The organism is Micromonospora sp. KC723 (assembly GCF_004348595.1).
Taxonomy (GTDB): Bacteria; Actinomycetota; Actinomycetes; order Mycobacteriales; family Micromonosporaceae; genus Micromonospora.
In genome coordinates this window covers 39,936-65,525 of record NZ_SMKD01000016.1, presented here as the reverse complement: position 1 = coordinate 65,525, position 25,590 = coordinate 39,936, and the positions used below count along the sequence as shown (strand labels likewise).

Sequence of the window (25,590 nt, the reverse complement as noted above, 5' to 3'; positions counted from 1 at the left end):
GCATCACGCCGATCGCGCCGGCACAGCGCGGCAACGTGCCCCCCGCCGAAGCCGGTGAACCGTTCCGGCCGACGCTGACCACGGCGGCGATCAACAGTGCCCGTGCCGAGCGGCAGCGGACCGTGATCCCACCCCGCCCGAAGCCCAGTGGGGCACTCTCCTCGTCGACCGGCGGCTTCAGCGCGACCGACCTGAACGTCCCGGTGCCGACCCCGCGTCCCGAGCCCGAGGCCGCAGCACCGGGCTCGCGGGCCAACTGGCCGCTGGTCAACAACCCGGAGGACCCGGGCGACGGCCCGACCGGCAACCCCGGGGCTCCGTCGTACGGCGACCGGGCCGGCCGGCAGGCCGACACACCGGGCGAGCCCGGCCAGGAGCGGCGGGTCACCCCGCCGTGGCTCGCCGACGACCTGCCCCAGGAGCCGCCGATGCTGCGGCTCGTCGAGCCGCCACCGCTGGCGGACCGGGCGCTGCGTGACAATCTCCGCCCGCCGACCGACCCGGGCCTGGAGTCACCGCCGCTGCGGCTGGTGGACCGGGAAGAACCCGGCCGTGGAGCACGCGGAGCCCGCAGTGAGCCGCCGGCCCCCGAGCGCCAGTCGGAGCCGGCCGCACGCCGGCCCGCCCCGATGGAGCACCGGCCCCCGCCCGTCTCCGACGAGGGCGACGGCGACCTGCTGATCTTCGCCCAGGCGAAGTCCGCGTGGTTCGTCGGGCACACCGAGTCCACCGAGATGGAGTGGTCGACCACGGCGGACACCGGCTGGCAGGCCGCCGAGCAGGCAGCCCGCCCGGCCGTCGGTTCGGAGACGAAGGCTGGCCTGCCCAAACGGGTTCCGCAGGCCAACCTCGTACCCGGCTCGCCGCTGCGCGACGAGCGTCCACTGCGAATCGTCCGCGACGCCGCCAGCCTCGCCGAGAACACCACCGGCTACTTCCGCGGCTGGCGTCGGGGGCAGGAGATCGGCGGGTTCGCGGTCGGAGGCCGACCGGGCCGCGAGTCGGCCGGTGGTTGGGACTTCAGCCGCGACCCTGCCGAACGGGACGAGGACCGGGAGTACGAGTTCCGGTCCGCCGGCTACCGCTCCTGACCGCCTCGACGGCGCCTCCCGCCCGCTGGGAGGCGCCCGGGCGACGCCGATTCGGGACCACCGGCTGAAGCAAACTCCTGGACGGGCGGTGCCAGCCGGTACGCGCTGCCGTACAGGTGCCGTACCGCCGCCGAAGACGGCACCATCCCCGGTGCCGCCACCAGCAACGCCAGCGGCGTCTCTCCCCGCGCGATGGACACGAAGACGCGCCCGGTGGCGGGCGGGTGCCGCCACCGGGCGCGTCGAAACCGATCAGGCCGGCGCGACCGCGCGCGAACGGCGCATCGTCAGCACGTACTCGACCAGGGAGATCAGCACGTGCTTGGTCGACTCCCGGTTACGGGCGTCGCAGGCCACCACCGGCACGTCGCTCGAGATCGCCAGCGCGTCCCGGACGTCCTGTGGGTCGTGGTACTGCATCCCGTCGAAGCAGTTGATGGCCACCAGGTACGGCAGCCGCCGGTGCTCGAAGAAGTCGATCGCCGCGAAGCAGTCGGCCAACCGGCGGGTGTCCACCAGGACCACCGCGCCGATGGCACCGCGCACCAGTTCGTCCCACATGAACCAGAAACGCGTCTGGCCCGGCGTACCGAACAGGTACAGGATCAGGTCCCGGTCGATCGAGATACGACCGAAGTCCATCGCCACCGTGGTCGTCGTCTTCCCCGGCACCTGCCGGGTGTCGTCGACGCCCACGCCGGCGGAGGTCATGATCGCCTCGGTGGTCAACGGCGTGATCTCCGAGACCGAGCCGACCAGCGTCGTTTTGCCGACGCCGAAACCACCGGCGATCACGATCTTCGCCGACGTCACGCGACCGCTCGGGGCCGGCGGCCGGTGCGACATGTCAGAGCCTGCGAAGTCCACTCAGCACCCTCTCCAGCAGTTCAGTGCCCACCGCGTCGTCCGAGTCGTCCAGGATGGTCGGCTCGTGGACCGCAACCAGGCCGTCCGTCGCCATGTCGGCGATGAGCACCCGGGCCACACCCAGTGGGAGCTGCATCCGCGCCGCGATCTCCGCGAGCGACTGCACACGCCCGTCACACAGCGCGGCGATGTACTGGTGCTCGCGGCCCTGGCCACCGTTGCCACTGGCAGCGGCCCGACCGCGCACCGTCGTCTCGACGAGCGCCTCCATGGCGATGTCGAGCCGGGGACGGGTACGACCACGGGTCACGGCGTATGGACGGACCAACGCTCCGGTCGGTTCGTCACGATCGGCCATGTCGCCGCTCACCTCCTTCGTACCCGGTACCGGCTGTCGCCCGGTGATACCCGTCGTTGTTGTTCCGTTCCTGCTGCCGCGCCGACCGCCTGGTCAGCTCGGTCAGCCCATCATCCCGACAGCCGTGCGCGGCTGCGGCGTCAAGGCGTCGCCGACCCGGTCGACGAGCAGCGCCATCTCGTAGCCGACCTGGCCGACGTCGCAGCTGCGGGCGGCCAGCACGGCGAACGAGGAACCGTCCGAGATGGACATCAGGAACAGGAAGCCGTTGTCCATCTCGACCACGGTCTGCAGCACCGCGCCACCCTCGAAGCACCGGGCCGCACCCTGGGTCAGGCTGACCAGGCCGGAGGCGATCGCGGCCAACTGGTCGGCCCGGTCCCGTGGCAGGTCTCGTGACGACGCGAGGAGCAGTCCGTCGGCGGAGACGGCGACCGCGTGCGCGACACCGGGCACCCGGTCGGCGAAGTTGGCCAGCAGCCAACCGAGATCCTGCGTAGTAGTCATCCTTGTTGCTCCTTCTGCCCGCTACCGGCTGCCGGGCCGGAGCCAGGCTGCGAGGATTGCTGCCCTCCCGGAGTCGCCTCCGGATTGGTGGGGTTGCTGTCCGAGGGGTTGCTCCGACCACGCTGCACGCCTCGATGGTAGGCGGAGAGCAGACCACGCACCCCTTCCGGTGTACGCCGCTGCACCGAGGTGGTGGGCTTCTCCACGGCGCCGGGCACGAGTTGCGCCATCGGCGTCCGCTTCGGCAGACCGGTCTGGGTGGTGGCCTCCACCGGCACCTCGGAGGCGGCGACCGCGGCACGCCAGCCGTCGTCGGCCGCGGTCTGCCAACCGGGGGACTGCGGGGCGGACCGGCGGTGGGGCGTGCTGTCGGCGAACGCGGGGCGGGTGCTCCCGTGCGCCGCCGGGCCGTTGCCGTACGACGCTCCTCCGGCGGTCGGTGTGGTGGCCATCGACGCATTACCTGCCGTGGGTGGTGCGGGCTTCTGGACCGGGTGACCGGTGACGTCGACGACAGGCATCTGCTGGGTCGCGGCGCCGTTGGCCGCCTTGGTTGCCGATTCCTCCGGGCCCGGCTTGCGGGTACGGAACCAGGCCGACTCGAGCTCCCGGAAGATCGGCAGCTCCATGGTCTCGTCGGCGTACCGCTGCCGGTTCGCCGTCTCCTGCGGCGTGGGCGGCCGGTTGACCGGCGCGGCCTGCCCGGTACGCGCCTGCGGCACGGCGGGCTGCGGCCCGGCCGGCGTCGAGTGCTCGGGGCGGGCCACCCGGGGCAGCTCGGTGGTCATGTCCAGGGCGGCGGCGAGCCGCTCGGGCACCGGCGGAGCTGCCGTTTCCCGCTCCGGGTTGGCCACCGGCGGCCAGGCCGGCGGGGCGCCGGCGGCGGGTGGGGCCTGCCGGGGCGGCGCGGAGACCGGCGAGGCCGACACGGGCTGGCCGGAGACCGGCTGAGCCGACACGGGCGCGGCGGAGACGGGCTGGCCCGACACCGGGACGCCGGAGACCGGCGGCAAGGGCGGCGCGGAGACCGGGGGCACGGAGACCGGCGGGGCGCTGTAGGGACGCGCCTCGGGGCTGCTCGGCAGCTGCCGCGGGATCGGCGGCTGCTGGCCGGTGACCGCCGGGTCGCCGTCGGACGTGCGCCGCTGCGGCAGCGGGTTGACCGGCTGGCCGTTGGCCGGCCGCGGCGGGAGGCTGTCGTTGCCGTTCGCCCCGGTGGCCCCGGTGAGGTCGGACCACGCGGGCATGGCACGCCCCCCGCTCAGGTGGGCCGGGGTAGCCGAGCCGTTGCGGGGCGTCGGTTCGAACGGCCGGCCACCCAGCGTGACCTGGTTGCCGGACTCGCCCGGCCGGGGGGCCGGCGGCGTCGGGCCGTTGCCGAGCGCGGGTAGGGCACCGAAGACCGGGGACGGGCCGGGCTGCGGCGCGGCGGGAGCACCGAAGGCCGGGAACGAACCGGTCTGCGGCGCGGCGGGAGCACCGAAGGCCGGGAACGAACCGGTCTGCGGCCCACCGGGCAGCGCGGCGGTCTGCGGCCCCCGCCCGGCGAGCGCCCTGGGCACCAGCACGGAGGCGGGCATGGTGACCTCGGCGACGGTGCCGCGGTCGGCGCCGGGACGCAGCTCGACCTTGACGCCGTGCCGGGATGCCAGCCGGGCGACCACGACCAGGCCCATCATCCGGGAGACCGCGACGTCGACCTGGGGCGGTGTGGACAGCCGCTCGTTGAGGTCGGCCAGCTGCTCGGCGCTGATGCCGATGCCGCGGTCCTCGACGTAGAGGGTGGACCGGTCACCGAGCCGGCGTGCCTCGACCATGACCTGGGAGTCCGGCGGCGAGAAGGCGGTCGCGTTGTCGAAGAGCTCGGCGACCAGGTGCACCATGTCGTTGACCGCGTGGGCGGAGACCTCGATGTCCCGGTCGATGATTCCGAACTCGATGCGCGTGTAGTGCTCGACCTCGGACTGCGCGGCGCGCAGCACGTCGATCAGGGCGGCCGGCTCGCGCTGCACACGGGTGGAGTCGGCACCGGCGAGGACCAGCAGGTTCTCGTCGTTGCGGCGCATCCGGGTGGCCAGGTGGTCGAGCTGGAACAGCTCGGCGAGGCGGTCCGGATCCTCCTCACCGCGCTCCAGCCGGTCGAGGTGTCCGATCAGCCGGTCGACCAGGATCTGCGAGCGGCGGGCGAGGTTGACGAACATCGTCGCGACGGAGGAGCGCAGGGCGGCCTGCTCGGCGGCGGTGCGGACCGCCTCCAGGTGGACCGCGTTGAACGCCTCGGTCACCTGGCCGAACTCGTCCTTGCTGCGTACCGGCAGCGGCTCGGCGATCTGGTTGGCCAGCTGGACCGGGGAGAGCTGCGCGCTGATCTGCGGATCACGGAGCCGGGCCACCGCCTGCGGCAGGCCGTGCTGGGCGATGGACAGGGCGCCCTGGCGCAGGTCGCGCAGGGAGCGGGCCATCGACCGGGCGACCAGGTACGCGAAGAGGATGGCCAGCAGCAGCATGCTCAGCAGCAGACCGGTCTGCAGGAAGACGGTGCGCTGCACGTCGGAGCGCAGCGCGTCGGCCTGGCGGACCACGTCGCCGTCGAGCTTGATCTCCACGGTGCGGAACAGTCCGGCGTTGGCGGTCATGGCCGCGTCCCACTGGTCGGGCCCGAACGGCACGCCGGCGATGCTCTCGCTGGATCGGCTGTCCATCCAGCCGCTGTAGTTGTCGGCCTGGCGACGGTCGGCGCCGGCCACGGTCTGGTCGAAGAACTCCCGCTCGGCGCGCGTCGCCACCACCTGGAAGTTCTGGAGGGCGAGCGCCTGGCCGGTCTGGCTGGCGATGTAGTCGCGGCGCAGCGGCGAGATGTACGCCTTCTGGATGAGCACCTGGTGCACCGCGACGCGGCGCAGCGACAGGAACTCCTTGGCGCGGGCGACGGAGGTGGCGGCCCGCATCCGGTCGCTCAGGTCGTTGTCGCCGGCGAGCTGGGTGACCGAGTCCCGGACGCTGATCAACTGGTTGATCAGCCCCTGGTACGACCCGACCGCGTCGCTGATGGTCAGCTTGCCGTTGAACACCTGGCTACGGGTGCCCGGCAGGTCGGTGAGATCCTGGTTGATCCGGTCGAGCAGGGTGTCCAGGCTGCCCGGGAGGTCCTCGAGCTGGGCCCGCTGCTGGAGGTAGGGCACCTTGGACTGGTCGACCCTGAGGTTGACCCGGTTGTACGCCTCCTGGTATTGCTCCCGGGCCTGCCCCTTGGGCGCGCCCAGCAGCAGGACCGCGGAGGTCCGCTCGTCCTGGAGGCTGCCGACCAGGTCACCGGAGTATCCGACGAGGTTGGCCAGGTCACCGGCCCGGTTGGCGTTGTTGAGCGTCTGCAGGTTGTCGACCAGGCCGCTGGTGCCGACCACGACCGTGGCGATGGTCGGCACGATCATGATCAGACCGAGCTTGGACCAGATCGGCATGTCGCGGAGTCGACCGGCCGGCCGACGCAGACGCGACAGGAAGGAGCCCGCCGTCTTTGGTCGTTTGCTCACGTCACCGCCCTCGCGATTGCAGCGTACCCGCGTTGCCCCGGGCAACGCCCAGCGACCGACCCGGCGGGTCGGACCCCCGAGATTCCATCACGCCGCCTCAGAAAGAGAAAGCCCAGGTTGGCCGTCCCGGAGGGTGTGATGAGATGTTGATGCGATTTGATAGCGTTCCGTCTGGCCGGAGTTACCCAACGTCATGGAATACCGCCACCGTGTTGTCCTCCTCGCCGGCCCGTCCGGCTCCGGAAAGTCGTACATAGCGCAGCGAACCGGACTCCCAGTGCTCTGCCTGGACGATTTCTACAAGGACGGCGATGACCCTACGTTGCCGCGTCACGACGGGCAGGTGGACTGGGATTCACCGCGCTCCTGGGACGCCGTGACGGCCGTGGAAACAATTGCCCGACTGGCCCACGCAGGCAAGGCCGAAGTGCCGGTTTATGCAATCGGTGCCGACCGACGAGTGGCCACCCGGGCATTCGACGTGACCGGATCGCCACTCTTCATCGCCGAAGGGATTTTCGCCGCCGATATCGTCGCGGAGTGCCGGCGTCGCGGGCTGCTCGCCGGGGCGTACGCCCTGCGCCGGCCCCGGGGCACGACCTTCCTCCGCCGGCTCGCCCGCGACCTCGCCGAGCAGCGCAAGGCGCCGAAGGTGCTGGTCCGGCGGGGAGTGGCGCTGCTGCGTGCGGAACCGGCGGTGCTGCGGCGGCAGACCGGCCTGGGGGCCGAGGCGGCCCCGGCCGGCGAGATCCTGCGGCGGGTGGCCGGCATGGTCGCCGGTCACCCGCCGCTCTGATCAGTCCAGCAGCTTCGCGTACGCCGGCTTGATCACCTGGTCGATGATCTCCAGCCGCTCGTCGAACGGGATGAAGGCGCTCTTCATGGCGTTGATGGTGAACCACTGGAGCTCCTTCCAGCCGTAGCCGAAGGCGTCCACCAGCAGCGCCATCTCCCGGGACATCGAGGTGCCGCTCATCAGCCGGTTGTCGGTGTTGACCGTCACCCGGAAACGCAGGTCACGCAGCAGGCCGATCGGGTGGTCGGCGATCGACGCGACCGCGCCGGTCTGCACGTTCGACGACGGGCACAGCTCCAGCGGGATGCGCTTGTCCCGGACGTACGCGGCCAGCCGGCCCAGCACCGGTCGCGGGCCGGGCGTGATGTCGTCCACGATCCGTACGCCGTGGCCGAGCCGGTCGGCGCCGCACCACTGGATGGCCTGCCAGATCGAGGGCAGCCCGAACGCCTCGCCGGCGTGGATGGTGAAGTGGAAGTTCTCCCGCTGCAGGTACTCGAAGGCGTCCAGGTGCCGGGTCGGCGGGAAGCCCGCCTCGGCGCCGGCGATGTCGAAGCCGACCACCCCGGCGTCCCGGTGCCGCACGGCCAGCTCGGCGATCTCCTGCGACCGGGCGGCGTGCCGCATCGCGGTCAGCAGGGTGCCGATCCGGATCGGGGTGCCCGCCTCGGCAGCCTGCGCGCTGCCTTCCACGAAGCCGGCCACCACCGCCTCCACCACCTCGTCAAGGGTGAGGTTGCGTTCCAGGTGCTGCTCCGGGGCGAAGCGCACCTCGGCGTAGACGACCCCGTCGGCGGCCAGGTCCAGGGCGCACTCCCGGGCCACCCGGCGCAGCGCCTGCGCGGTCTGCATGACGGCGACGGTGTGCGCGAAGGTCTCCAGGTAGCGCTCCAGCGAGCCGGAGTTCGCCGCCTCGGCGAACCAGCGACCCAAATCCTCCGGGTCGGTGGTGGGCAGTTCGTGGCCCGCCTCGGCGGCCAGTTCGACGACCGTCGCCGGCCGCAGCCCGCCATCGAGGTGGTCGTGCAGCAGCGCCTTCGGGACCTTGACGATGTCCTCGTATCGGATTGCGACCATGCTCAGACCCTAGTCAGCGCGGGATGCGGGCCGTGACCGGACCGCGCTCAGGGGCGCCAGCCGTAGACGCGCTCGACGGCGAGCCGGACCACCACCCGGCCGTCGGCGACCATCACCGCCCGGTACTCCGCCCAGTCGGGGTGCTCGCCACGGATACGGCGGTACACCTCCACCAGTTCCTCCACGGTCGCGTCGTCCTCGGTCGCGGCGGGCGGCGTGAGGGTGGCCACGCCCTCGGCCACGGCGTACGCGCCACCGTCGGCGGTGGTGACGTGGAAGCTGGCCCGGGGGTCGCGGCGCAGGTTGCGCGCCTTGGCGCGGTCGCCGACGGTCGAGCAGCGGATCAGACCCGGCTCGGCGAGGTAGTCGACGTTGGACAGCTGGGGCCGGCCGTCGCGACGCAGGGTCGCCAGCACGCCGCGACCCCGGTCTCCGAACAGCTCCCACAATCTGGTTGACATGTCACCAGCGTAGAAGCTGGCGGGCTCACCCCCGGGTGGCACCCGGCCGGCGGCACCAGCGGCAGCCGCGCGCCCGGCCGGAGCTCCCGATCAGCTCACGTAGGCTCACCGGGTGACCGCGCCGCGCCCGCCCGAACAGCCCTGGGCCGGGGCGCATCCACGGGTGCTCGCCCGGCTGCGCTGCCCGGTCTGCGCCGAACCGCTGGCCCCGGCCCCCGACACCCGGGCGCTGCGCTGCCCGCGCCGGCACAGCTTCGACGTCGCCCGGCAGGGGTACGTCAACCTGCTCACCGGCCGCGCCCCGCACGTCGGGGACACCGCCGCGATGGTGGCCGCCCGGACGGACTTCCTGGCCGCCGGGCACTACGACGTCGTCTCCGCCGCGCTCGCCGAGGCGGCCACCCGGATCGTCGCCCCGGAACCCACCGGCGACCGGTCGGACGGGCAGCCGGGCGTCGGGCCGTACCCCCTGGTGGTGGACGTCGGGGCGGGCACCGGCCGGCATCTCGCGGCGGTGCTGGCGGCGCTGCCCGGCGCCGTCGGCCTGGCCCTGGACGTCTCCAAGCCGGCGCTGCGCCGCGCGGCCCGCGCCCATCCCCGCGCCGCCGCCGCGCTGGCCGACACCTGGCAGCGGCTGCCCCTGGCCGACGCCTCCGCCGCCGTGCTGCTCAACGTCTTCGCGCCGCGCAACGGCGCCGAGTTCCACCGGGTGCTCGACCCGGCCGGAGCGCTGCTGGTGGTCACCCCCACCGGGGCCCATCTCGCCGAGCTGGTCGACGCGCTCGACCTGCTCCGGGTCGACCCGGCCAAGGCGGACCGGGTCGCCGACAGTCTCGCCGGCCACTTCGACCCGGTACGCGACGAGGTGCACACCGCCCGGCTCGCGCTGACCGGTGACGAGGTGACGACCCTGGTCGGGATGGGTCCGAGTGCCTGGCACACCGAGCCGGCGCGACTCGCCGCCCGGATCGCGGGGCTCCCCCGGCCGGTCGCCGTGACCGCCGAGGTCCGGCTGACCGTCTGGCGGCCCCGCTGACTCAGGTGGACAGGTCGACCTCTTCCCAGCCCGGCGGTTCCTCGTGGTACGGCCCGCGCAGCACCACCGCCCACTCCAACGCCCAGCGGCGCTGCCCGATCGCGTTGGCGTCCACCAGGCCGGGCAGCGGCCGACCGGCCCTCTCCGTCTCCAGGTACGCCCAGTCCAGGCAGTAGTGCAGGTCGAGCAGGGCGGCGGCGTCCGCCGGGTGCTGGGGCGCGGCCAGGACGCGGGCCCGCCACTGGCCGAACAGTTCCCCGCCGGCGATGTGCGGCATCCGTTCCACCAGCCGCTCGTCCACCGGGATCGTCGGGTCGAGCTGCTTGGTCAGCCCGAGCACCCAGGCCAGCGAGAAGAGGGCGTCGTGGTGCAGGACGAAGGAACGGTGGTCACCCTTGCCGGCCGTCACGAACTCCCACTCCGGCGGGGTGACCATCTCGACCAGGTGGGAGGCGAGCAGCCACTCCAGCGCCGCCCGCGGCGGCATGCCGAAACACCGGGCCAGGATGAGGTGCAGGACGGCGATCCGCGCCTCGATCTCGGCGGTGGGACGCAGCTCGATCTCGTCACCGGGCTCCCACACCAGCGGGAACTGGGCGGGCGGCAACGGCAGGCCCAGCCGGGACAACTCGTCCAGGCTCGCCTCACGTACTTCCCGGGGGTCGGGGGCGGATGCGCGCACGGCTCAGGTCCCTGTCCCTTCGCAGCTAGGTGATACCGGCCAACCCCCGTTGGCCAGGGAATATAGCCCCCCGACCGGCAGGGTGGTGAGCCCCGGCCGGCCGGGCCGGGGCCGGCCGGTCAGCTGATCCGCTCGATCACCAGCGACGGCAGGGCCGGCGCGACGGGCGCGACGCGGACCGCCCGTTCGGCCTCGGCCCGGGCCGCCGGGATCCGGGTCGCCTGGTCGGCACGGAGTTCGTAGAGCGGGTCCCCGGCCCGCACCGGGTCGCCGGGCCGCTTGTGCAGCACGACACCGGCGGCGGCGCTGACCGGGTCCTCCTTGCGGGCCCGGCCGGCGCCGAGCCGCCAGGCGGCCACCCCGATCGCGTACGCGTCGACGGTGGAGACGAAGCCGTCGGCCTGGGCGCGGACCACCTCGACCTCGTTGGCGGTCGGCATCGGCGCGTCCGGGTCGCCGCCCTGGGCGCGGACCATCGCACGCCAGGCGTCCATCGCCCGGCCGTCCCGCAGCGCGGCGGCCGGGTCGGCGTCCGGCAGGCCGGCCGCGTCCAGCATCTCCCGGGCCAACGTCAGGGTCAGCTCCACCACGTCGGCCGGGCCGCCACCGGCCAGCACCTCCACCGACTCGGTCACCTCGATCGCGTTGCCGACGGTCAGGCCGAGCGGGGTGGACATGTCGGTGAGCAGGGCGACGGTCCGTACGCCGTGCGCGCCGCCCAGCCCGACCATGGTGCGGGCCAGCTCCCGGGCGTCGTCGACGGACTTCATGAACGCGCCGGAGCCGACCTTCACGTCGAGCACCAGCGCGCCGGTCCCCTCGGCGATCTTCTTGCTCATGATCGAACTGGCGATCAGCGGGATCGCCTCGACGGTGCCGGTGACGTCGCGCAGCGCGTACAGCTTGCGGTCGGCCGGCGCGAGCCCCGCGCCGGCCGCGCAGATCACCGCGCCGACGTCCCGGAGCTGGTCGATGAACTCGTCGTTGCTCAGCGCGGCCCGCCAGCCGGGGATGGACTCCAGCTTGTCGAGGGTGCCGCCGGTGTGGCCCAGACCGCGCCCGGACAGCTGCGGCACGGCGGCGCCGCAGGCGGCCACGAGCGGGGTCAGCGGCAGGGTGATCTTGTCACCGACGCCGCCGGTGGAGTGCTTGTCGACGGTCGGCCGTTCGACGGCGGAGAGGTCGAGCCGCTCCCCGCTGGCGATCATCGCGGCCGTCCACCCGGCGATCTCCGGTCCGGTCATGCCGCGCAGCAGGATCGCCATGGCCAGCGCCGACATCTGTTCGTCGGCGACCAGCCCCCGGGTGTACGCGTCGACGACCCAGTCGATCTGGGCGTCGCTCAGCACTCCCCCGTCCCGCTTGGTCCGGATGACGTCAACCGCCGTGAACGCACTCACCTTGAGTTCCTTCTGAAGTCGTTGCAGATACCGGCCCACGGCCCGATCCCCAAGCTCAACCACCCCAGCGCGTAGGGATCTCCATCGGCGGCTCCCCCTCGCCGGCCCAGAAGATGGTGCCCGACGCGTCGACCACCACCACCCTGGGCGTCCGGGCCAGCCCCCAGGTGATCGCCTCGGCCGGGTCGTCCCAGCTCGGGCCCTCCTCCAGCACCCCCGTCTCGGCGGCGTCCGCGTCACCCGCCGACCGCTCCCAGTACGCCGTCCAGACCTGCTGCCCGGCGGAGAGGTCGGGGTGGACGAAGACGGTGCCCCGCCCCCGCCAGGCGGCCAGCCGGTCCGGCACCACCGGCACCGGGCGCTCCCGGGTGACCGCCTCCAGGTCGGCCACGTCGAAGGCGTGCGGCAGCAGCTCGGCCATCCGCAGCGGCCGGTCCCTCGTCTCGACGAGGCACTCCGGGCCGCCGTTCTCCCAGAGCAGCTGCCGGCACCGGCCGCAGGGCATCAGCGGCTCGCCGGTGGCGTCCACGCACGACATCGCGACCAGCCGGCCGCCGCCCGTGGCGTGCAGCGCGGAGACCACACCGCACTCGGCGCACAGGGTGACGCCGTAGCCGGCGTTCTCCACGTTGCAGCCGACCACGATCCGGCCGTCGTCGACCAGGGCGGCCGCGCCGACCGGGAACTTCGAGTACGGCACGTACGCGTGCCGCATCACCTCGGTGGCGGCGGCCCGCAGCCGCTCCCAGTCGATCTCCGTCATCCCATCATTCTGCCCAATTCACGCCGGTCAGGCGCACGGAGGGCTCAGCCCTTGACGTACGGCTTGCCGTCCGCCGCCGGTGCCCGGACCCGGCCGACCAGCCCGGCCACCGCGAGGATCGTCGCCAGGTACGGCAGCATCGCCAGGAACTGGCTCGGGATGGCGCTGCCGATCGCACCGAGGTAGGTGGCGAGTTGGTCGGCGAAGCCGAAGAAGAGCGCCGCGAGCAGCGCGCCGGTCGGGCTCCACCGGCCGAAGATCAACGCTGCCAGGGCGATGAAGCCCTTACCGCCGATCATGTTCTTGGTGAAGGTGTAGAGCGCGAGCGTGTACGACGCGCCGCCGATGCCGGCGACCACCCCGGCCATGATCACGTTGCGGTAACGCAGCCGCAGCACCCTCACGCCCAGGGTGTCGGCCGCGGTCGGGTGCTCGCCCACCGAACGGGTCCGCAGGCCCCACCGGGTACGGAACAGCGCGATGTGGATGACCAGCACCAGCAGCAGGCCGAGGTAGAGGAAGATGTTGCCGCGGAACAGGGCCGGCCCGATCAACGGGATGTCCTTGAGCAGCGGGATCTCCCAGTTGGCGAAGCGGGGAGCGCTGTTGTACCGCTCCGCGTTGGGCTGCATCAGCCGCTCGTAGAGGAAGCCGGTGACGCCGACCGCCAGCAGGTTGAGCACGATGCCCATGACCACCTGGTCGACCAGGTAGCGGATGGCGAACACGGCCAGCAGCAGCGAGATGAACGCGCCACCGACCGCCGCGGCGACCAGGCCGACCCAGACGCTGCCGGAGAGGCTGCCGAAGAGCGCGCCACTGAAGGCGCCCATCAGCAACTGCCCCTCGATGGCCACGTTGACCACGCCGGACCGCTCGCAGAGCACGCCGGCCAGCGCGCCGAAGATCAGCGGGAGCGCCAGGACGAAGGTGCCCCGGACCACGTTCACCAGGGGCATGAAGTTGCGTCCCTCGGGGGCGGCGGAGACCTGCCAGCAGAGGAAGCTCAACACGAAGGCGAGCAGGCCGACCCCGAGCACCAGGGTGAACCGGCGCTTCGGCATACCGGCCAGCAACGCGCCGCCGGCCAGCAGGGTGACGACACCGAACAGGATCGCGCCGACGGTGCCGTTGATCTCCAACGCCGCGCCGCCCTCGGTCTCGCTGAGGGTGAAACGCGCCTGCTGGCCGGTGGCCAGCGCACCGAACAGCACCGTGGCGAGCAGGCCCAGCGCCAGCAGGACCGCGCCGGTCTTGCGGTGGCGGGTCCAGAAGCCCTGGTCGACCGGGGCGACGGCGACATCGGGAACAGCCGTGGTGGACATGCCTCACCAGCCCTTCGCGAGGCTCGTCTGCAGCCGGGCGGCGCGGGCGGCCCGGAGCTGGAAGATCGCCTTCACCAGGGCCGGCGCGGCGATGAAGATAACGATCAGCGCCTGGAGCACGGTGACCAACTCCAGCGAGATCCCCGAGTACGACTGCATCCGGTTGCCGCCGGCCTGCAACGCGCCGAAGAGCAGCGCGGCCAGCAGCACGCCCCACGGCTTCACCCGGCCGAGCAGCGCGACCAGGATGCCGTCGAAGCCGATCTGGGCGACCACCAGCGGGGTCAGCGCGTTGGCGGTGGTGCCGAGCACCATCTGGCTGCCCCCGAGCCCGGCGAGCGCGCCGGCGAGCACCATGACCAGCACGTACGTCTTGGTGATGCTGATGCCGGCGGTCCGCGCGGCGTCCGGGTTGGCGCCGACGGCACGCAGTTCGAAGCCGAGCGTGGAGCGGTTGAGCAACCAGGCCACGAACCAGGTGGCCAGCACCGCGAGCAGGATGCCGGCGTGCACCCGCAGGTCGGCGCCGAGCAGCCGGGGCAGCTGGGCCGAGGAGTCGACCGGCTTGCTGATCGCGTCGGCCCGGCCCGGGTTCTGCACCCCGTTCTGGACGATGATCCAGGAGAGGAAGTAGACCGCGACGTAGTTGAGCATGATCGTGTTGATCACCTCGTGGGCGCCGGTCCGCGCCTTGAGGATGCCCGGGACGAAGCCCCACACGGCACCGCCGATCGCACCGGCGAGCAGCGCGACGAGCAGGTGCGCCACGGGCGGCAGCGGCAGCGCGAAACCGGTCACGGCGGCCAGGATGACGCCGAGGGTCGCCTGGCCCTGGGCGCCGATGTTGAACAGGCCGCCACGGAAGGCCAACGCCACCGACAGGCCGGTGAAGACCAGCGGCGCGGTGTACGTGAGCGTCTCGGAGATCGGGCTCATGGCGGCGGTGAAGCCGCTGGCCTCCGGGTCGAGGATCGCGCCCTTGAACAGGTTCGCGTACGCCTCGCTGACCACCGCCCAGGACGAGTTGAGCGCGTCGGCCGGGCGGGCGGTGAGATAGCCGTAGGTGGCCAGCACCTCCGGGTCCGACACGATGATCAGGATCGCGCCGATCAGCATCGCCAGCAGCAACGCGAGCACCGTCACGGTGACCGTGTTGGCCGCCCAGAGGTTGTCCAGGAACAGCCGGCCCAGCGAGGGGCGGGGCTCCTCGGGACGTTCCGGGGCGGCCATCGTGGCGGCGCGGTCGGCGCCGGCGGCCTCGGCCAGCGCCGGTTCGGTCGCCGGCTCCTTGTCCGGGGAACCCGACACCGGGTGGGAGTTGGTCATTCCTTGTCCTCGTTGCCAGGGCTCTCGGGGGCGGAGGCCGGAGTGTCGCCGGTCGGGGTCATCCCGGCGCCGTCCGGGGTGATGCCGGCCATCAGCAGGCCGATCTCCTCACGCGGCGTGTCCGGGCCGACGATGCCGATGATCCGGCCGCGGTACATCACCGCGATCCGGTCGGCCAGCCCGATCACCTCGTCCAGTTCGCTGGAGACGACCATGACGGCGGTGCCGATGTCCCGCTCCCGGATGACCCGGCTGTGAATGAACTCGATGGAGCCGACGTCGACGCCGCGGGTCGGTTGGGCGGCGATGAAGAGCTTCAGGGGCCGGGACAGCTCCCGGGCCACGATCACCTTCTGCTGGTTGCCGCCGGAGAGGGTGCCCACCGCCGCGTCGGCCGACGGGGTACGCACGTCGAACTGCGCGATTCTCTCCTGCGCCGACTTCGCGATGGCGTCCGGCCGCAGGGCCAGGCCCTTACCGAAGGGCGGCCGGTCGTAGATGTCGAGGACCAGGTTCTCCGCGACCGAGAACTCCTTGACCAGGCCGTCGACACTGCGGTCCTCGGGCACGTAGCCGACCCCGGCGCGGAGCACCCTCTTGGTGGACCAGCCGTTGATCTGCTCGCCGTCGAGCGTCACCGAGCCGGCCAGCGCCGGCCGCAGGCCCATGATCGCCTCGATCAGTTCGGTCTGGCCGTTGCCCTGCACGCCCGCGACGCCCAGCACCTCGCCGGCGCGCACGGTCAGTTCGACGCCGTCGACCGCGCGGCACTGCCGGTCGTCGTCGACGACCAGGCCGGCGACCTCCAGGATCGGCTTGCCTGGGGTGGCCGGCTGCTTGTCCACGGTGAGGCGGACGCTGCGGCCCACCATGAGGGCGGCCAGCTCGTCCCGGCTCGCCTCGGGGGAGGCGGTGCCGACGGTCCTTCCGCGCCGGATCACGGTGATCCGGTCGGCGACCGCCTTCACCTCGCCGAGCTTGTGGGTGATGAAGACGATGGACTTGCCGGCCGCCTTGAGCGACCGCATGACCGTGAGCAGTTCCTCGGTCTCCTGCGGGGTGAGCACGGCGGTCGGTTCGTCGAGGATGAGCAGGTCCACGTCGCGGGTGAGCGCCTTGACGATCTCCACCCGCTGCTGGATACCGACCGGCAGGTCCTCGATGATCGCGTCGGGGTCGACGCGCAGGTGGTACCGCTCGGAGACCTCGGCGACCTCGCGTCGGGCCCGACGGCGGTCCAGGAAGCCGGCGATGCCGCCCCGGACCTGCTCGGCGCCGAGCATGATGTTCTCGGCGACGGTGAAGACCGGCACCAGCATGAAGTGCTGGTGCACCATGCCGATCCCGGCCGCGATCGCGTCCGACGGGCCGCTCAGCCTCAGCGGCCGGCCGTCGACCAGGATCTCGCCCTCGTCGGGCTGGTAGAGCCCGTAGAGCACGTTCATCAGGGTCGACTTGCCGGCGCCGTTCTCGCCGAGCAGGGCGTGGATCTCTCCAGGCTCCACCGTCAGGTCGATGTGGTCGTTGGCGACCAGATCACCGAACCGCTTGGTGATGCCGCGCAGTTCGAGTCTCAGCGCAACCTCCTGGAGTGCGAGCGATGGTGCAGCGTAGCTGCCGTCCGGCCGGCCGCCCGGCCGGGTCCGCCGAAGGGGGGTGGAGCGGATCGGCCGCCCCGGTGGCCGCGAGTCCTGCCCGCGTACGCCGAGGCGGCCGATCGTCTGCCTGGTGCCCGCCGGCCCTCGCGGTCGATGATTCCACCGCGACGACCGGGGAAGCGGTCACTTGGTCGGCTGGGCCTTCGAGGTGACCTTGATGGTGCCGGCCGCGATGTCCGTCTTGATCTTCTCGACCTCGGCCTTCAGGTCGGCCGGGACCTTGCTGTCGAAGTCGTGGTACGGGGCGATGGAGACGCCGTTGTTGGCCAGGGTGCCGACGAAGCCCGGCTTGGCTTGGAGCTTCTCGCCGCCGGCGGCCTTGAGCACGGCCTCCTTGACGGCGTCCGGGATGTTCTTGACGACCGTGGTCAGCAGGACCGGGCAGTCCGGGGTGCTCTCGCAGCCGTCGACGTCGACCCAGATGGCGGAGTACTTGCCGCCGGATGCCTTGGCCGCGCCGGTGGTGCCGAGACCGGCGCCGCCGGCGACCGGCATGACGATGTCCGCGCCCTGGGCGACCAGCGCGTCGGAGACCTTCTTGCCCTCGTCCTGCTTGTCGAAGGAGTTGGAGAAGGAGCCCTTCTGGGTCGCCTTGTCCCAGCCGAGGACCTGGACGTTCTTGCCCTTGGCCTGGTTGTAGTACGCCACGCCGTCGGCGAAGCCGTCCATGAAGATGGTCACCGGCGGGATGGGCAGGCCGCCGTAGGTGCCGACCTTGCCGCTCTTGGTCATCCCGGCGGCCAGGTAGCCGGCCTGGAAGGCGGCCTGGGCGGTGTCGAACTGCATCGGGTAGACGTTGGCCACGCCCGGGTTGGCGTCGACGATGCCGAACTGCTGGTTCGGGTTAGCCTGCGCGATCTTCGTGGTGGCGTCCGCCATCAGGCCACCGACGGCCAGGATGAAGTCGCACTTCTGGTTGACGTACCCGGTCAGGTTGACCTCGTAGTCCGCCTCGGCCTTCGACGCGACGTACTTGGGCTCGATGTTGTCGTTCTCCTTCGCCGCCTCCTGCAGGCCCTTCCAGGCGGAGGTGTTGAAGGACTTGTCATCGATGCCGCCGACGTCGGTCACCATGCAGGCGTGGTACTTCTTGCCACCGGTGCCGGCGTTGTTGTCGTCCTTCGGGGCCTCACCACACGCGGCGGCGGCCAGCACGAGCCCACCCGCCACGACGGCGGAGGCGATCCGCATCCCACGCACAGCGCGCAAGACGTCTCCTTCCATTGCCCACCGCGCTTCGATGCGGTGGCAGCCCTTGTACCGACCAGCGCCGTGCTGCCGGCTTCCCACGTTACGGACGGGAGCGTACGCCCGTGCCCACCCGCCGGCCGACAATCGTGCACGACTGTTGAACGGCTGTTACCCCGGCGTAATGCTGCCGTGGGGGAAATCACTCAGCGTGCCGGCGGGTGACCCGGCCGGCTCCCGAACGCCCGCCCTCCAGAGATCGGACGGACCTCGAAGACTACCGCCAGAACACCGCCACGGCAGCGTTGACCAGGGTCAACAAGATAATCCCGAGGAAGTGCCCGCGGTTGACGTCGGCCCGCTTCCGGGAGAAGAAAACCATGACAAAGATCAGCAGGGCCAGCACCAGCTTGGTAACAAGTTTCGCGGGAGCCGGCTCGTCGCCGTCGCGCAGCGGGGCGGAGAGACCGATGCCGGTCAGCAGACCGATCACCGAGCCCCAGAGCATGGCCGGGTTGATCCGCAGCCGGCCGCTGAGGTACTGGGCGAGGGCGCCGCCGAGCAGCAGCGCGAACCCGATCAGATGGACGTAGAGGAGTACCAGTCGAAGAGCTTCCACATCGAACATCCTCCCCCATCAACGACGGTTTGTAGTAGACGCCTCGCCGGCCGTCTCCGATCCGTGATCTGTGGCCGGGAACCGGCACCTGCGGGCGGTATGCGTGCCCGCCGGCCGAGTGGATCAGCAGGAGTCTGCGCGGGATGGAAGGATCCTGCTCGGGCACCCGCCCCCATCGACCCCCGGACCGCGGGGTACTCGCCATCCCGCGCCACAGAACGGGGACCTCACCGATGACCGACGCCACCAACCCGGCCCCGCCGACCTCCGACGACTGGTGGCGTTCCGCGGTCGTATACCAGGTCTACGTCCGCAGCTTCGCCGACGCCGACGGCGACGGCGTGGGTGACCTCCGGGGCATCCGGGAACGGCTGCCGTACCTGCGCGACCTCGGGATCGACGCGGTCTGGTTGACCCCCTTCTACACCTCGCCGCAGGTGGACGCCGGCTACGACGTCGCCGACTACCGCGACGTCGACCCCCTGTTCGGCACGCTCACCGACTTCGACGCGATGACCACCGACGCGCACGCCCTGGGTCTGCGGATCATCGTCGACCTGGTGCCCAACCACACCTCAGACCGGCACCCGTGGTTCCGGGCCGCGCTGGCCGCCGCCCCCGGCTCCCCCGAGCGGGGGTTCTACCACTTCGCCGACGGCAGGGGCGAGCACGGCGAACTGCCGCCGAACGACTGGGAGAGCATCTTCGGCGGCCCGGCCTGGACCCGGGTGCCGGACGGCCAGTGGTACCTGCACCTGTTCGACCCCGCGCAGCCCGACCTGAACTGGCGGCACCCGCCGGTCCGCGCCGAGTTCGAGGACGTGCTCCGCTTCTGGCTCGACCGTGGTGTCGACGGGTTCCGCATCGACGTGGCCCACGGCATGATCAAGGCCGAGGGGCTGCCGGACGTCGGCTTCAACTCGATGACGACCGGACGACGCCAGTCCGAACTGCTCGGCAAGGGCCGCCTCCCCTACTTCGACCAGGACGAGGTGCACGACATCTACCGCGCCTGGCGCCCGATCCTGGACAGCTACCCCGGCGGGCGGATGGCGGTGGCCGAGGCGTGGGCGGAGACCCCGCAGCGGCTGGCCCGCTACATCGGCCCGGACGAGTTGCACCAGGCGTTCAGCTTCGACTTCCTCGACGCCACCTGGTCGGTCGACTCGTTCCGCAAGGTCATCGACACCGCCCTGGCCGAGTCGACCATCGTCGGCGCGCCGACCACCTGGGTGCTGTCCAACCACGACCGGCAGCGGCACGTCACCCGGTACGGCGACGGCGAGGTCGGCCTGCGCCGCGCCCGCGCCGCCGCCCTGCTGATGCTGGCCCTTCCCGGTTGCGCCTATCTCTACCAGGGCGAGGAACTGGGCCTGCCGGAGGTGCTGGACATCCCCGACACGCTCCGCCAGGATCCGGCGTTCCTGCGGACCGGGGAGAGCCGCGACGGCTGCCGGGTGCCGATCCCGTGGAGTGGCGAGCTGGCCCCGTACGGCTTCGGACCGGCCGGCAGCGAGCTGAGCTGGCTGCCGGCCCCGTCGACCTGGCGGGCCCTCTCGGTGGCCGCCCAGAGCGGTGTCCCCGGTTCGACACTGGAGCTCTACCGCACGGCACTGCGGGTCCGGCACGAACACCCGGCGTTGGCCGGCACCGCCGGCGGCGTGACCTGGCTGGAGAGCGAGCCGGGCCTGCTGGCCTTCCACCGCACCGGCGGCGGCACCACCCTGACCTGCGTGGTCAACCTCAGCGGCGCTCCAGCCGAGGTCGCGGGCCACGGCCGGCCGATCGTCGCCAGTGACGAACTCACCGAGCGGGGCTCGCGGCACACCCTGCCGGTCGACGCGGCCGTGTGGTTCGAACGCCGCCGAGCCGGGTAACCGCCATCGACCTGGCCGTCCGTTGTGCTCCGCGCCGACGGGCGGCTGGGCCACTGGCCCCTTGTGGTGGGGGGTGACGCCGGCGTGCCCGGGGAGTCCGCTTCCCGGCACGCCGGTGTCGTCCGTTGCGCCGCACGGCACACCATGCCGCCTCGGCCGGCCCGGTCGCCGGGCGCGCCGGGGCCGGCACGGGTGTAACACTTCCACCCCCGCAAAGCGCTTGGCAGGAAGCGCGATCGCCTGTTCAGGCGGTAGGGGAAGGCTTCATGACAGACGAGAACACCCCGGACCAGCCGGGCACCGGTCGTTGGCCACTCCCGGCCTCGGATCGGCCCGCGCGCGGGCCGACCCCACCCGCCACGGGGCCGGCCGGGGGCGCTGGCACGCCGCACCCGGTCCCGAACCCCCGCCAGCTGCGCTCCGTCGTGGACCGGGCCGCGACCATCGACCGGTCGCCCGAAGTGTCGTCGCCGCCACCCCCCGGGTGGGACGGCACACCGACCGGCCCGGACACGCGGGGCCGGCACCGCGGCCGGGCCGGCGCCGACCAGGTGCATATCCGCTTGACGTCACCGGCCCTACCGGCCGCCCGGCCGACGCCCGGCCGACGTCGGCGCTGGGCGGTGTCGGGGCTGACGGCGCTGGCCTGCGTGGTGGCCCTGGTGTCGTACCTCGGCTCCGGCCGCGCCCCCGACGCACCCGCGGCAAGCCGCAGCGGCGGACGTACCCCGGTCAGTCAGCCCAGTGGCGGTTTCACCGTCGTCCCGGAGGCGCCGCCAGGCGATCGGCCCTCACCCGGCCTGCGGTCGCGCGAGCAGCCGGTGGCGACGGGGGGACCGTCGGATCCACCGGGCGGGCGGCCAACCGGCTCCCACGCGCGGGAGCCGGCCACCTCGGCGCCGGCGCCCCGGCCCGCACCACCAACACTCACGGTGACCCGACACGACGTACCGGACGTGGTGGACCTGACCGCGGGTGGCGGCCGGGACTGGGCGCACTGGGGTCTGCGGGGCGGCGACTCCGTGGTACGCAAGCAGGGCGGCACCGGCGAGATCATCGACGAGGGCGGCTGGGGCTACCGGGGCAGCTACCACAACAACCCGGAGTCGTTCCGCTGGGTCGACGGGTCGCCGGTGGCGTCGACCGGCCCCACCCCGACCGGTGTCTACACCTGCGGACGGGGCACGGGCTTCGCCCTCGCGGTGGTCGGCTCGGGCGAACCGCGCACGGTGCAGCTCTACGCCGGCCTCTGGATGGCCCGGGGCCGGCTGGACGTCCGGCTCACCACCGGTGGCCCGACCACCACCCTGCGGATGGAGGACCGCCACACCAACCGGACGGCCCGGTTCGAGATCCGGTTCCGGGTGCCCCGGGGCGAGAAGGTGAAGATCAGCTGGATCACCGAGGTCGACCACCACGGCCAGTGCGGCAACGTGGACCTCCAGGCCGCCACGGTGAGCTGACCGCCGACCGGGTGGTTCACCGCCCCTTGCGGCGCAGCAGTTCGGCGATCCGGTCGAAACCGGCCCGCAGTTCCTCCTCGCTCGGCGCGGGCAGCGGCGCGGGCGGGTGCTCCTCCGGTGCGGCCGCCCGCTCCAGTTCCTCGTCGACGACGTCGGAGAAGTCGCCGTAGAGGTCGGACTCCTCGATCCGGGCCAGCTCGTCTCCGGCGGCGAGCTGCGCGGCGGCGATCTCGCCGCGGACCTCCTCGGCGGACAACGCCGGCACCAGCGGCTCGACCACCGCCATCAGCTGCTCCTCGGCGACCACCGCCTCGGCCAGGGCCAGCGCGTGCGGTCGCTCGTACGGGCCGCAGACCACCGGCTCCCACTCGGCCGGGTCACCGAGCGGGCCGAACGTGATGACCCACGGCAGACCGAGAATCGGCGAGTCGTCCGGCAGGTCCAACGTCACGAGTGCGCCCACGGCCTCATCATGGTCGGTCCAGCAGGCAGGATGAGCGGCATTTGCCCTATTTCATGTTCCGTAGGTCTCCCTTCCCCGGTGGAAACCGGGCCGGCGCTCAGGCCGGCCCGGCGGCGTCCAGTGCCGCGCGGACCAGAGCCAGGGCCCGGTCCGCGGGGACGCCGAGGCGCACCGCCTCCTCGGCGTACCGGACGGCGGCCCGCTGCAACCGATCGGTCGCGTCGTCCCGCCCCGGCGCCACGTACGTGCCGTGCCGGCCCCGGGTCCGCAGCAGCCCGGCCGCCTCCAGCTCCCGGTACGCCCGCGCCACGGTGTTCACCGCCAGCCCCAGCTCACCGGCGAACTGCCGCACCGGGGGCAGCCGGGTGCCCACCGGCAGCCGCCCGTCGCCGATCATGGCGGCCAACTGCCCGCGCACCTGCTCGTACGGCGGCACCGCGGAACCCGCGTCGATCTCGATCAGCACGTCAGCCCGCCCCTCCTGGCGTCCCCGGATCCATCTCCTCGTCGGCCTCGATGTCGAGGTCCGCCGGCGGGGGCCCGTGGGCCAGGTCCACCACCCGGCCGTGCCGGCTGGTCGCGGCCAGCGCCGCGCCGAAGAGCACCAGCTGGTTGAGCAGATAGAGGTAGAGCAGCACGGCCACCGCCCCGGCCACCACCGCGTACGCCGGGTTCCGCTCGGTCCGCACGATGTAGTACCGCCCGACGGTGTTCAGCAACGTGATCCCCACCGCGACGAGCAGCACCACCGGCCGCAGCCGACGCCGGCTCATCCGCAGCCGGGGCACCGCCACCAGCAGCGCCGTGGCGATCACCGCGTTGACCAGCACACTGAGCACCGCGCTGACCGTGGTCAGGCCGATCGAGCCGGTGGCCCGCAGCAGGAAGCGCAGCAACGACTCCAGCGCGTCCACCGCCGCCACCGAGACGCCGAGCATCACGAAGACCAGCACCAGCACACCGAGGTCGACCAGGCGGCGTACCACCAGGTTGCCGGGCTGCTGGTTGAAGCCGTACATCAGCCGCTGCGAGGAGCGGATCGCCTCCACCCAGCCGATCCCGGTGAAGACCAGGATGACCAGGCCGACCACCCCGACGGTGTTGCTGCTCTGCGCGATCTGTTGCGGGTCGAGGAAGGGCAGGTTCCGCCGCAGGAAGTGGGCCGCCGCGTTGCTGACCTCGTCGTTGGCCTCCAGGATCGCCCCGAAGACGGAGTACGCGACCAACGCGAGGGCGAAGACGGCGAAGAAACCGTAGTAGGCGATGGCCGCGGCGAGCCGCCCGCCCAACACGGCGCCGTACAGGTCGACCGCTCGCCACAGGTGGTCGAACCCGGGCCACCGGTCCCGGGCCGTGCTGAACCGGCGGTCGATGCTCGCCGTCAGCCGCCCCCACGCGTCCACCACGCCATCCTCGCCGAACACTCGGGTCCGGGACGGCCGGACGGCCGCCCCGGACGTGTCAGCCGCCCAGTCGGAAGTCCCGGCGCGGTTGCCACCGGGCCTCGCCGCTGTGCGAGAAGAGGGTGAAGGAGTCGACCTCGAACATCGCGGAGAAGTCGGCCAGGTCCTCGTACGCCCGATCCAGGGCTTCCGGCGCGACGTCCTGCGCGACGGTGACGTGCGGGTGGTACGGGAAGCGGGTTTCCCGGTGCAGCTCGGGGGCGGCGTTGATGGCGGCGGCGAGCAGCTCGCACTCGCTGATGCCGGCGGCCACCGTCACGAACACCACCTGGGTCACCGGGCGGAACGTGCCGGTGCCCCGCAGGTGCAGGGTGAACGGCAGGTGCGTGGCGGCCACCCGGGTCAGGTGCGCCTCGACCGCCGGCAGCGCGGCGACGGGGATCTCGGTGGGCCCGAGCAGGGTCACGTGCGCGGGCACCACCTGCGGGTCGCCCGCTTCGACCCGACGCCGGGTGAGCACGCCGCCCCACGGCTCCGGGACGTCCACCGCGATCCCGATCTGGATGGTGTCGCCGGCTTCCGGCGCCCCGCCCCTGCGATCCACGCTCCGCGCCACCCCTCCGGCCACCGACTCCACCCTGACGATCCCGGGCCGCTACCCGACGCGGACCGGTGGGAAGAAACCCACCCGGTCGTAGACCGCGCCCAGCGTCGCCGCGGCCACCGTGCGGGCCTTCTCGGCGCCGGCGGCGAGGAGCTTGTCGAGCTGTGCCGGGTCGTCCAGGTAGCCACGGGTGCGCTCCTGGATCGGGGTGACGAACTCCCGGACCGCCTCGGCGAGGTCCTTCTTCAGGTCGCCGTAGCCCCGGCCGTCGTACGCCGCCACCAGGTCGTCGATGTCGCGGCCGGTGAGCGCCGAGTAGATCGTCAGCAGGTTGGAGATCCCCGGTTTGGTCCCGGTGTCGAAGACGATCTCGCGGCCGGTGTCGGTGACCGCCGAACGGATCTTCTTGGCCGACCGGGCCGGATCGTCCAGCAGGTCGATGATGCCGGCGGGCGAGGAGGACGACTTCGACATCTTGGCCGTCGGGTCCTGCAGGTCGGTGATCTTCGCGGTGTCCTTGACGATGTGCGGCGCGGGCACCGTGAAGGTCTGCCCGAACAGCGAGTTGAACCGCTGCGCCAGGTCGCGGGAGAGCTCCAGGTGCTGGCGCTGGTCCTCGCCGACCGGAACGGCGTTGGCCTGGTAGAGCAGGATGTCGGCGGCCTGCAGGATCGGGTACGTGAAGAGGCCGACGCTGGCCCGCTCGCTGCCCTGCTTCTGTGACTTGTCCTTGAACTGGGTCATCCGGCTGGCCTCGCCGAAGCCGGTGACGCAGCCCAGCACCCAGGCCAGCTGCGGGTGCTCGGGCACCTGCGACTGGACGAACAGGGTGCTGCGTTCGGGGTCGAGCCCCACCGCGAAGAGCTGCGCGGCGGCGACCCGGCTGCGCTGCCTGAGCACCTTCGGGTCGTGCCCGGCGGTGATCGCGTGCAGGTCGACCACGCAGTAGAACGCGTCGTGGCTCTCCTGCAGGGCCACCCAGTGCCGCACAGCGCCCAGGTAGTTGCCGAGGTGGAACGAGTCGGCCGTCGGCTGGATGCCGGAGAAGACACGCGGGCGGGCGGGTACGTCGGACATGCCGGCAATTCTGTCA

At 72.3% G+C, this 25,590-nt stretch carries 23 protein-coding genes and 1 pseudogene; 5 read left to right on the top strand and 19 right to left on the bottom strand.

What is annotated here, in order from left to right; translation table 11 throughout:
• Positions 1 to 1,091, top strand: a pseudogene (locus E1165_RS06475) (transposase); the annotation flags it as partial.
• Positions 1,092 to 1,343: 252 nt separating this feature from the next.
• Here E1165_RS06475 and E1165_RS06470 read toward each other — a convergent pair.
• The 4 genes from E1165_RS06470 to E1165_RS06455 form a co-directional block, all read right to left on the bottom strand.
• Positions 1,344 to 1,937 carry an ATP/GTP-binding protein gene (locus E1165_RS06470; protein ID WP_091260490.1) on the bottom strand — a complete coding sequence of 198 codons (594 nt, stop codon included), beginning with the start codon at positions 1,935 to 1,937 and terminating at the stop codon, positions 1,344 to 1,346.
• Position 1,938: 1 nt separating this feature from the next.
• Complete coding sequence (locus tag E1165_RS06465; protein ID WP_088964879.1) at positions 1,939 to 2,316, bottom strand: DUF742 domain-containing protein; 378 nt, start codon at positions 2,314 to 2,316, stop codon at positions 1,939 to 1,941.
• A 102-nt stretch (positions 2,317 to 2,418) separates the two neighbouring features.
• Complete coding sequence (locus E1165_RS06460) at positions 2,419 to 2,823, bottom strand: roadblock/LC7 domain-containing protein (protein ID WP_013283992.1); 405 nt, start codon at positions 2,821 to 2,823, stop codon at positions 2,419 to 2,421.
• Positions 2,820 to 6,356 carry a sensor histidine kinase gene (locus tag E1165_RS06455; RefSeq protein ID WP_132388700.1) on the bottom strand — a complete coding sequence of 1,179 codons (3,537 nt, stop codon included), beginning with the start codon at positions 6,354 to 6,356 and terminating at the stop codon, positions 2,820 to 2,822. Before E1165_RS06455 ends, E1165_RS06460 begins: the two co-directional genes overlap by 4 nt.
• Positions 6,357 to 6,837: 481 nt before the next feature.
• On the opposite strand from E1165_RS06455, the gene E1165_RS29765 reads away from it, so the two are divergent.
• Positions 6,838 to 7,152, top strand: a complete 315-nt coding sequence (locus tag E1165_RS29765; protein WP_243704621.1) for a hypothetical protein — start codon at positions 6,838 to 6,840, stop codon at positions 7,150 to 7,152.
• On the opposite strand, the gene E1165_RS06445 is transcribed toward E1165_RS29765, so the two are convergent.
• Positions 7,153 to 8,229, bottom strand: coding sequence for an adenosine deaminase (locus E1165_RS06445; protein ID WP_132388696.1), 1,077 nt, complete (start codon positions 8,227 to 8,229; stop codon positions 7,153 to 7,155).
• A gap of 47 nt (positions 8,230 to 8,276) precedes the next feature.
• A complete protein-coding gene (locus tag E1165_RS06440; protein ID WP_132388687.1) occupies positions 8,277 to 8,690 on the bottom strand; it encodes a PPOX class F420-dependent oxidoreductase in 414 nt (137 codons plus the stop codon).
• A gap of 163 nt (positions 8,691 to 8,853) precedes the next feature.
• On the opposite strand from E1165_RS06440, the gene E1165_RS06435 reads away from it, so the two are divergent.
• On the top strand, positions 8,854 to 9,726 hold the full coding sequence (locus E1165_RS06435) for a putative RNA methyltransferase (RefSeq protein ID WP_132388710.1): 873 nt from the start codon (positions 8,854 to 8,856) through the stop codon (positions 9,724 to 9,726).
• A gap of 1 nt (position 9,727) precedes the next feature.
• Here E1165_RS06435 and E1165_RS06430 read toward each other — a convergent pair whose 3' ends face one another.
• The 8 genes from E1165_RS06430 to E1165_RS06395 all read right to left on the bottom strand — a co-directional run bounded on the left by E1165_RS06430 (position 9,728) and on the right by E1165_RS06395 (position 18,687).
• The gene (locus E1165_RS06430; RefSeq protein ID WP_132388685.1) at positions 9,728 to 10,408 is read right to left on the bottom strand and encodes a DUF4272 domain-containing protein; all 681 of its coding nucleotides are present in this window, start codon (positions 10,406 to 10,408) and stop codon (positions 9,728 to 9,730) included.
• 119 nt (positions 10,409 to 10,527) lie between these two features.
• Positions 10,528 to 11,808 carry a thymidine phosphorylase gene (locus tag E1165_RS06425; RefSeq protein ID WP_132388683.1) on the bottom strand — a complete coding sequence of 427 codons (1,281 nt, stop codon included), beginning with the start codon at positions 11,806 to 11,808 and terminating at the stop codon, positions 10,528 to 10,530.
• Between the two features lie 55 nt (positions 11,809 to 11,863).
• Positions 11,864 to 12,571, bottom strand: coding sequence for a cytidine deaminase (locus tag E1165_RS06420; RefSeq protein WP_132388681.1), 708 nt, complete (start codon positions 12,569 to 12,571; stop codon positions 11,864 to 11,866).
• 44 nt (positions 12,572 to 12,615) lie between these two features.
• Positions 12,616 to 13,896: an ABC transporter permease gene (locus E1165_RS06415; RefSeq protein ID WP_132388679.1), complete on the bottom strand. Its 1,281-nt coding sequence runs from the start codon at positions 13,894 to 13,896 to the stop codon at positions 12,616 to 12,618.
• A gap of 3 nt (positions 13,897 to 13,899) precedes the next feature.
• Positions 13,900 to 15,222 (bottom strand): ABC transporter permease, encoded by a 1,323-nt coding sequence (locus E1165_RS06410; RefSeq protein WP_132388677.1) that lies wholly within the window; start codon positions 15,220 to 15,222, stop codon positions 13,900 to 13,902.
• On the bottom strand, positions 15,219 to 16,739 hold the full coding sequence (locus E1165_RS06405) for an ABC transporter ATP-binding protein (protein WP_371687307.1): 1,521 nt from the start codon (positions 16,737 to 16,739) through the stop codon (positions 15,219 to 15,221). The genes E1165_RS06410 and E1165_RS06405 overlap by 4 nt, the downstream gene beginning before the upstream one ends.
• Positions 16,740 to 17,003: 264 nt before the next feature.
• Entirely contained in the window at positions 17,004 to 18,071 is a 1,068-nt protein-coding gene (locus tag E1165_RS06400; RefSeq protein WP_207916673.1) for a BMP family protein, read from the bottom strand.
• A gap of 274 nt (positions 18,072 to 18,345) precedes the next feature.
• Entirely contained in the window at positions 18,346 to 18,687 is a 342-nt protein-coding gene (locus E1165_RS06395; RefSeq protein ID WP_132388673.1) for a hypothetical protein, read from the bottom strand.
• A 233-nt stretch (positions 18,688 to 18,920) separates the two neighbouring features.
• Here E1165_RS06395 and E1165_RS06390 point away from each other — a divergent pair, with 233 nt between their 5' ends.
• Both E1165_RS06390 and E1165_RS29760 read left to right on the top strand, forming a co-directional pair.
• Positions 18,921 to 20,564, top strand: coding sequence for a glycoside hydrolase family 13 protein (locus tag E1165_RS06390; RefSeq protein ID WP_132388671.1), 1,644 nt, complete (start codon positions 18,921 to 18,923; stop codon positions 20,562 to 20,564).
• A gap of 932 nt (positions 20,565 to 21,496) precedes the next feature.
• Positions 21,497 to 22,027, top strand: a complete 531-nt coding sequence (locus E1165_RS29760; protein ID WP_243704620.1) for a hypothetical protein — start codon at positions 21,497 to 21,499, stop codon at positions 22,025 to 22,027.
• Positions 22,028 to 22,043: 16 nt separating this feature from the next.
• Here E1165_RS29760 and E1165_RS06380 read toward each other — a convergent pair whose 3' ends face one another.
• The 5 genes from E1165_RS06380 to trpS form a co-directional block, all read right to left on the bottom strand.
• Positions 22,044 to 22,490: a hypothetical protein gene (locus E1165_RS06380; RefSeq protein WP_132388667.1), complete on the bottom strand. Its 447-nt coding sequence runs from the start codon at positions 22,488 to 22,490 to the stop codon at positions 22,044 to 22,046.
• A gap of 97 nt (positions 22,491 to 22,587) precedes the next feature.
• On the bottom strand, positions 22,588 to 22,956 hold the full coding sequence (locus E1165_RS06375; protein WP_132388665.1) for a GntR family transcriptional regulator: 369 nt from the start codon (positions 22,954 to 22,956) through the stop codon (positions 22,588 to 22,590).
• 1 nt (position 22,957) lies between these two features.
• The gene (locus tag E1165_RS06370; RefSeq protein WP_132388663.1) at positions 22,958 to 23,893 is read right to left on the bottom strand and encodes a YhjD/YihY/BrkB family envelope integrity protein; all 936 of its coding nucleotides are present in this window, start codon (positions 23,891 to 23,893) and stop codon (positions 22,958 to 22,960) included.
• Positions 23,894 to 23,951: 58 nt separating this feature from the next.
• Entirely contained in the window at positions 23,952 to 24,530 is a 579-nt protein-coding gene (locus E1165_RS06365; protein WP_132388661.1) for a 2'-5' RNA ligase family protein, read from the bottom strand.
• A gap of 18 nt (positions 24,531 to 24,548) precedes the next feature.
• Complete coding sequence (trpS, locus tag E1165_RS06360) at positions 24,549 to 25,574, bottom strand: tryptophan--tRNA ligase (protein ID WP_132388659.1); 1,026 nt, start codon at positions 25,572 to 25,574, stop codon at positions 24,549 to 24,551.
• Positions 25,575 to 25,590: the final 16 nt, after the last annotated feature.